Consider the following 6,359-nt stretch of genomic DNA (forward strand, 5'->3'; position numbering starts at 1 on the left):
GGCCCGTCTCGTCCTCGATCTCGACGGTGTTGGAGACGACGGTGTTGGCGACGACGGTGCTGGCGACGGTCACGACTGGGTGCTGCAGATCTCGGGGCTCGATGCGGAGGAGCGGCGCGAGCGCCCCGTGGACGTCGGCGAGACCGTGGGCTGGCTCGCTGCCGCATTCGAGCCGCGGCGCCTGACCGTCGGCATCCACCGCGATGATGCTCCGGAGCATCAGGCGGACGGTGCGCCACTCGTCGCGCCCGAGCGCGTCCCGGCGTGGAGCCGTCTTACCGCCGACCCCGCCCCGCTGCTCGGGCTGCCGTCGTTCGTGCAGCGCGACGACGCGGCCGCGGAGTTGCGGCGACGTGAGCGGATCTTCGCCTCCGCGCAGGAGCGCTACTACGAGCGTCCTCCGCAGATCGAACGCGGATGGCGGCACCATCTGATCGACACCACAGGGCGCACCTATGTCGACATGGTGAACAACGTCGCCGGCCTCGGTCACGCGCATCCGAAGGTCGCGGAGGCGGCAGGCCGCCAGCTGCGCACCCTGGCCACGAACTCCCGCTTCCTGTTCCGCGACCTCGCGGAGTACAGCGAACGGCTGCTCGCCCTGATGCCGGAAGGAAGCGGACTCGACACCGTGCTGCTGGTCAACAGCGGCTCCGAGGCGGTCGATCTCGCGATCCGTCTGGCCCAGGCCGCGACCGGACGACGCACGGTCGTCGCACTGCGCGAGGCATATCACGGCTGGACCGCGGCGAGCGATGCGGTCACCACCAGCGCGTACGACAACCCCTCCGCCCTCGAGACGCGTGCCGACTGGGTGCACGTCGCGGATGTGCCCAACCGCTTCCGCGGTACGTATCGAGGGGCGGATGTCGCCGCCGACTACCTCGCCGACCTCGCGAGCGATCTCGACCGGCTGCAGGGGGAGGGGCGGGAGGTCGCGGCGTTCCTGTGCGAGTCGATCCTCGGCAACGCGGGCGGGGTGGTGCTCCCCGAGGGCTACCTGGATGGTGCCTATGCGCAGATCAGGGCGGCGGGCGGGCTGTGCATCGCCGACGAGGTGCAGGTCGGCTTCGGGCGGATGGGGTCCGCCTTCTGGGGGTTCGAGCTCGCAGGCGTCGTGCCGGACATCGTCACGATCGCGAAGCCCATGGGCAACGGTTACCCGATCGGCGGTGTGATCACGTCGAAGCGCATCGCCGACGCGCTGTCGACGCAGGGGCAGTTCTTCTCATCGGCCGGTGGGAGCTCGCTCAGCTGTCGTGTCGGACTCGCGGTGCTCGACGCCATGGTCGAGGACGACCTGCAGCGCAACGCCGCCGTGATCGGCGCCCGCCTCGCCGAGGGGCTTCGCGGTCTCGCCGATCGGCATCCGCTGGTGGCCGTCGTGCACGGGGAGGGCCTGTATCTCGGCGTCGAACTCGTGCGTGACCGCGACACGATGGAGCCGGCGGCCGCCGAGGCCGCGGCGATCTGCGAACGGATGCGGGAGCTCGGTGTGATCGTGCTGACCACCTCCGAGAGATCCAACGTCCTGAAGATCAAGCCGCCGCTGTGCCTCACAGCGGAGAGCGCCGACCATGTCGTCGCGATGCTGGATCGGGTGCTCGCCGAAGGATGGTGACCGCGCGACGGGTCTTCGAATCCCGCGGTCGGTCCGATTGTTAAAAGCGCATTTCGAACCGAATTCGCCGTAGCGCAGATGATTCCCTCCGGTCCATACTGTTGCTCAGCGTCGGACGACCCGAAGTCCGACCCATGCGCTGTCCCCCGAGGAGTACCCATGGCCACGAAGACGAAGCCGCTCGCGCAAGGTGGAGGAACGCTGAAGAGAAACCTCGGGCTGTGGGCGATCGTCGGCCTCGGTCTCGGGTACATGACGCCGACCGTCGTGTTCGACACCTTCGGCATGGTCGCCCGAGACACCGACAACGTCGTACCGGCGGCCTACCTCGTCGCCCTGGTCGTGATGGTCTTCACCGCGATCAGCTACGGCAAGATCTCCAGTGCGATCCCGAGCGCCGGGTCTGCGTACACCTACGTGCGCGAGTCGATCCACCCGAACCTCGGGTTCATGGTCGGCTGGACGTCGCTCATCGACTACGTGCTGCTGCCGATGGTGAACTGCCTCATCATCCGCAGCTATCTGGAGGCGCTGTTCCCCGAGATCCCCGGGTGGATCTGGGTGGTGCTCTACTGCATCCTTGTCACGAGCATCATCTACCTGACGATGCGCGGCACCTCGAACATGAACATGATCCTGCTGGTGTTCTCGATCGTCGTGATGGCCGTGTTCGTCGTGATGGTCGTCGCACAGCTGATGCGCGGCGACGGTGCGGGCACGGTCGCCTCGCTGACGCCGATCTTCCACGACGGCGCCACCATGGGGGCGGTGCTGATGGGCGCCACGATCGTGTGCTTCTCGTTCATCGGCTTCGATGCCGTCACCATGTACGCGGAGGAGGCGAAGGATCCGAAGATCATGCCGAAGGCGATTCTCCTCACCGTGCTGCTGGGTGGGGCGATCTTCCTGATCTCGGGCTACCTCACGCAGCTGCGTTTCCCCGACTGGAACGAGTTCGCCCCCGGCGGCGACATGCAGTTCGTCGAGGACTCGACGCTGCCGATCATCGGCAACCTGGTCGGCGGCCCCGTGCTCATGGCCGTGCTGACCGCGGCCGGTTTCTGCGCGACCCTGGCCTCCGGTCTCGCCTCGCACGCCTCGGTGTCTCGCATGCTGCTGGTGATGGGGCGCAACAACGTGCTGCCGCAGCGGGCGTTCGGCTACATCAACCCCCGCACCCACACCCCGACGTTCAACATCGTGCTGGTGGGCGCCATCTCGCTGCTCGCGATCCCCTTCACGCTCGAGCTGATCGCGGCGTGGATCAACTTCGGCGCGCTGATCGCCTTCACGTTCGTCAACATCTCGGTGATCGCCTGGTTCGCGATCCGCAAGGGCCGTCGCAAGACCCCGGGCGACATCTTCAGCTTCATCGTGATGCCGGGGATCGGCATGGTGCTCACCGGCCTGTTGTGGGCGAACCTGCACGAGGACGCGCTGCGCGGCGGGCTGGTGTGGACCGCGATCGGGGTGGTCTACCTCGCGATCATCACCAAGGGCTTCCGCAAGAAGGTCGTCGCGTTCGACGAGAACCAGGCGGTGACCGGGTACAACAAGGTGGTCAAGGTGCCGGTCGACGAGAGTTGACCCGCTCCGGTCGCGATATGTCAGCTCAAAAGGTGGAAACAGCTGACATATCGCGACCGGAAGGTCAGATGACGCCCTGAGCGAGCATCGCGGCGGCGACGCGCTCGAAGCCGGCGATGTTGGCCCCGGCCACGTAGTCGCCGGGGACGCCGTGCCGCTCTGCGGCGTCGAAGGCGGCGCCATGGATGTCGCCCATGATCTCGCGGAGCTTGTTCTCGCTGTCGCCGAAGCTCCAGCGCTGACGGGAGGCGTTCTGGCTCATCTCGAGCGCCGAGGTCGCGACGCCACCGGCGTTCGCGGCCTTGCCGGGGGCGAACAGCACTCCGGCCTTCTGGAAGGCGTCGACGGCGTCGGGCACGCAGGGCATGTTCGCACCTTCCGACACCGCGCGCACGCCGTTGGCGATCAGGGCCTCTGCATCGGCCAAGGAGACCTCGTTCTGCGTGGCGGAGGGCACCGCGATGTCGACGGGCACCTCCCACACGCTGCCGCCTTCCACGAAGCGGGCGCTCGGGCGACGGTTGGCGTACTCGACGATGCGGGCGCGCTCGACCTCCTTGATCTGACGCAGCAGGTCGAGGTCGATGCCGGCGTCGTCGACGACGTAGCCGGACGAGTCGGACGCCGTGACCGCGGTCGCACCGAGCTGGGTGGCCTTCTGGATCGCGTAGATGGCCACGATGCCGGAGCCCGAGATGCCGACGCGCTTGCCGTCGAGGGAGTCGCCGTGCACGGCGAGCATCTCCTGCGCGAAGAACACCGCGCCGTAGCCGGTGGCCTCGGTGCGCACCTCGGCCCCGCCCCATCCGGTGCCCTTGCCCGTGAACATGCCCGACTCGTGCCGGTTGGTGACCTTGCGGTACTGACCGAAGAGGTAGCCGATCTCGCGCCCGCCGACGCCGATGTCACCCGCAGGGACGTCGGTGTGCTCGCCGAGGTGCCGGTAGAGCTCGTTCATGAACGACTGGCAGAAGCGCATGACCTCGGCGTCGGAGCGGCCGTGCGGGTCGAAGTCGGACCCGCCCTTGCCGCCGCCGATGCCCTGACCGGTGAGCGCGTTCTTGAAGATCTGCTCGAAGCCCAGGAACTTGATGATCGACAGGTTCACCGAGGGGTGGAAGCGCAGCCCGCCCTTGTACGGGCCGAGCACGGAGGAGAACTGGATGCGGTAGCCGCGGTTGACGTGCAGCTTCCCGGCGTCGTCGATCCACGGCACACGGAAGAGGATCTGACGCTCGGGCTCGACCAGGCGCTCGAGGATGCCGCCGTCGACGTATTCCGGGTGACGCTCCAGGACGGGTGCGATCGAGTGCAGCACCTCGTGGACGGCCTGGTGGAACTCCGGCTCGTGCGGGCTGCGGGCGAGCACCGTGTCGAAGACGGGCTGCACGGAGTCGGCGAGCGGATGGAAGTCGGCGGGAGACGTAGCGGTCACGCGGAAGGGCTTTCTGGTGGGGGATGGGGTGCGGGCGATCGTGTCGCGCGCGAAAGCAGAGCCGGGTGAGGCAGAGGTTTCACTCTAGCGTCGGCCACAGCCGCGTCAGCGCACCCGGCGGGAGGGCTCGGGTCACCCGGTGTTCTGCAGCCCGGCGGCGACCCCGCTGACCGAGAGCAGCAGCAGCCGCTGCTGCTCCGCGTCGGCTCCGGAGCCGGTCGGGCCGTGATCCGCCGAACGCAGGGCACGCAGCGCCCGGAGCTGGAGGAGCGAGAGGGCGTCGACGTAGGGGCTGCGCAGCTGCACGGCCCGCTGCAGCACGGGCTTGTTCTCGAGGAGTCCGGTGCCGCCGGTGAGACGGATCACCCAGCGCCGCGTGAGGGCGAGCTCGTCCAGCACGAGCTGGGCCAGGTCGTCGCGGTCGCCCAGGGCGAGGTACTGGCGGGCGATGCGCTCGTCGGTCTTGGCGAGGCTCATCGCGACGTTGTCGATCATGGTGCGCAGCAGCGGCCACTCCCGGTACGCCTCGACAAGAAGTTCCTCGTCGCCGACGGCTTGCAGGGCGGAGCCGAGTCCGAACCAGCCGGCGAGGTTGATGCGGGCCTGCGTCCAGGCGAACACCCACGGGATGGCGCGGAGGTCCTCGAGCGACTCGACCGACAACCCGCGTCGTGCCGGGCGCGAGCCGAGCGCGAGCAGACCGATCTCCTCCATCGGGGTCACGGTGGCGAACCACGATGCGAACCCCTCGGCCTTCACCAGCGAGAAGAAGCGCTCACGGGAGGCCGCGTCCATCGCCGAGGCGACTTCGGCGTAGCGCTCTGCCGCACGGCTGGTGCGCTCCTCCTCGGTGGGGGACGACGCCAGCAGGGTGGCCGCGGCGACCTGGTCGATGTGCCGCATCGCGATCGCGGGCTCGCCGTAGCGCGCGAAGATGACCTCGCCCTGCTCGGTGAGCTTGAACCGGCCGTCGACGGAGTGCGGCGGCTGCGCCAGGATCGCCGAGTTGGCAGGGCCGCCCCCTCGTCCGAGTGCGCCGCCACGACCGTGGAAGAGCGTCAGCTCGATGTCGTTGTCCTGCGCCCAGCGGGCGATCTTCTCCTGGGCTTCGTACAGCGCCAGGTTCGCGGCGACGGGGCCCACGTCCTTCGACGAGTCCGAGTAGCCGAGCATGACCTCGAGCCGGTTGCCGGTCGCGGCCATGCGCTCGCGGAACTCCGGGAAGGTCACGGCCTCGGCGAGGATGCCCGGGGCGGCCTGGAGGTCCGCGAAGGTCTCGAACAGCGGCACGACGTCGAGCACAGGCGCATCGTCGCCGAGCGCGTATCGGGCGAGACGGTGCACGTTGGCGAGGTCGGAGGCTGCCTGGGTGAAGGAGACGACGTACCGCCCGGCCGCACGCAGACCCCGGTCGTGCTGGATGTCCGCGATCGCGCGGAAGACGTCGAGCACCTCTTCGGTCTGTGCGCTGACGGCTTCGCCCGCATCGAGCTCGGCAAGAGCCTTCGCGTGCACCTGGGAGTGCTGACGCACCTCGAGCTCGGTCAGGTGGAAGCCATAGGTCTCGACCTGCCAGATGAGGTGCTGCACCCCGCCGAACGCGTGGCGCTTCGCGCCGGCATCCGCGAGCGACGCCTGCACCGCCCGCAGGTCGGCGAGCAATTCCTCGGGACGCGCGTAGGGCTGGCCGCCGTCTCCGCGGCGGGTGTCGGCGAC

The 6,359-nt window shown here is 68.7% G+C and carries 4 protein-coding genes; 2 read left to right on the forward strand and 2 right to left on the reverse strand.

The annotated features are described in order from the left end of the window. Positions 1 to 1,621: aminotransferase class III-fold pyridoxal phosphate-dependent enzyme (locus tag AX744_RS14045; RefSeq protein WP_157543615.1), on the forward strand; the 1,621-nt coding region annotated here is incomplete at its 5' end. A gap of 159 nt (positions 1,622 to 1,780) precedes the next feature. Further along, positions 1,781 to 3,208, forward strand: a complete 1,428-nt coding sequence (locus AX744_RS14050; RefSeq protein ID WP_227750923.1) for an APC family permease — start codon at positions 1,781 to 1,783, stop codon at positions 3,206 to 3,208. A gap of 64 nt (positions 3,209 to 3,272) precedes the next feature. Here AX744_RS14050 and gdhA read toward each other — a convergent pair whose 3' ends face one another. Both gdhA and AX744_RS14060 read right to left on the reverse strand, forming a co-directional pair. Further along, on the reverse strand, positions 3,273 to 4,643 hold the full coding sequence (gdhA, locus tag AX744_RS14055) for an NADP-specific glutamate dehydrogenase (RefSeq protein ID WP_061017545.1): 1,371 nt from the start codon (positions 4,641 to 4,643) through the stop codon (positions 3,273 to 3,275). Between the two features lie 132 nt (positions 4,644 to 4,775). Then, a partial coding sequence (locus tag AX744_RS14060) for a phosphoenolpyruvate carboxylase (protein ID WP_157543616.1) occupies positions 4,776 to 6,359 on the reverse strand: 1,584 nt, incomplete at its 5' end.

The organism is Microbacterium sp. CCH5-D1 (genome assembly GCF_001557335.1).
GTDB classification, from domain to species: domain Bacteria; phylum Actinomycetota; class Actinomycetes; order Actinomycetales; family Microbacteriaceae; genus Microbacterium; species Microbacterium oxydans.